We start from the raw sequence: 1,480 nt of genomic DNA, 5'->3' as shown, positions 1-1,480 counted from the left end.
GCCCATTACCTTCCTTGTAGAGCCCGGTTGGGGCTCGTGGCCTTCGGGGCCGGTATGGCTCGTTGCCCCTGTCCTTGATGATCCGGGGGGTGCTGTCGCCGGTCCCGGCGGCACCGGACGGTCGCTGATGGAAGCGTGTCCGCCGACAGGCAGGGCTGCGTAATGTGGCTGCCGATCTCCGGTGCCCGGCGGGCCACCGGTGGTGACTCGGGGGAGGGAAAGCCCGGTGACCAGCAACGACTTCACCTCGATCGATGTGTTCTGTGCCCTGGACGTGGGCAAGTCCACCCACCACGGCACGGCCCTGCTGCGTGATGGCCGCATCACCTTCGACAAGCCGCTGCCCAACGGCGAGCCCCAGCTGCGGGAACTGTTCGCCCGCCTGGGGCGCAAGGGGAGGGTCCTGGTCGTGGTGGACCAGCCGGCCTCCATCGGCACCCTGGCGGTGACCGTCGCCCGCGCATGCGGCTGCGAGGTCGCCTACCTGCCGGGCCTGTCGATGCGCCGGCTGGCCGACCTGCATCCCGGCACCGGCAAGACCGACGCCCGCGACGCCTACGTCATCGCCGATGCCGCCCGCACCATGCCCCACCTCTTGCACTCCATCGACCCGGCCGAGAGCGTGCGGGCCGAACTGGCCATGGTCCTGGGCTATGACGACGACCTCGCCCAGGACGCCACCCGCACCTCCAACCGGCTGCGCGGACTGCTCACCTCCATCCACCCCGCCCTCGAACGCGTGCTGGGGCCCCGACTGCGGCACCCGGCCGTCCTGGCCCTGCTGCAGACCTTCGGCTCCCCGGACCAGCTGGCCCAGGCCGGCACCGAGCAGATCGCGCAGGTCATGCTCCAGGCGGCTCCGCGGATGCGCAGTGCCCACACCCTGGCCGGACAGATCACCACCGCGCTGGCCGAGCAGACCGTCACGGTTCCCGGCACCGCCTCGGCCAGAGAGATCGTCTCCGGCCTGGCCGAGGCCCTCGCGGTCCTCCTCAAGCGCCGCGAAGTCCTGGAGACCCACGTCGCAGCCCTGTTGGAGGCGCACCCTCTCGCGAAGGTCCTGACCTCCATGCCCGGGGTCGCGGTCAGGACCGGAGCCCGCATCCTGGCCGAGGTCGGCGACGCCAGCGCGTTCCCCACCGCCGCCCACCTGGCCTCCTACGCGGGACTGACCCCCACCACCCGTCGTTCCGGGACCTCCATCCGGGGCGAAGGACCGCCCCGCGGCGGCAACAAGACGCTCAAACGGGCCCTGTTCCTGGCCTCGTTCGCCTCGCTGAGCAGCCCCGAATCGCGGACCTACTACGACCGGAAACGGGCGGAAAACAAGCGTCACAACGCAGCCCTCATCTGCCTCACCCGCCGCCGCGTCGACGTCCTGCACGCCATGCTCAAGCACCGCACCCTCTACCAGCCCGGGCACGAACAAACAGCCTGACCAAACCCACAGACCTTGACCGAACAGATAGAAGCACCCCCC

General features: G+C 70.5%; 1 protein-coding gene. It reads left to right on the top strand.

Going from position 1 to position 1,480, the window contains the following annotated elements; genetic code table 11:
• The first annotated feature begins 226 nt into the window (after nucleotides 1–226).
• Entirely contained in the window at nucleotides 227–1,438 is a 1,212-nt protein-coding gene (locus tag ACWD4G_RS45615; protein ID WP_451304662.1) for an IS110 family transposase, read from the top strand.
• Nucleotides 1,439–1,480: the final 42 nt, after the last annotated feature.

This window comes from Streptomyces sp. NPDC002643 (assembly GCF_053592555.1).
This window is presented reverse-complemented; position numbering and strand designations above follow the sequence as displayed.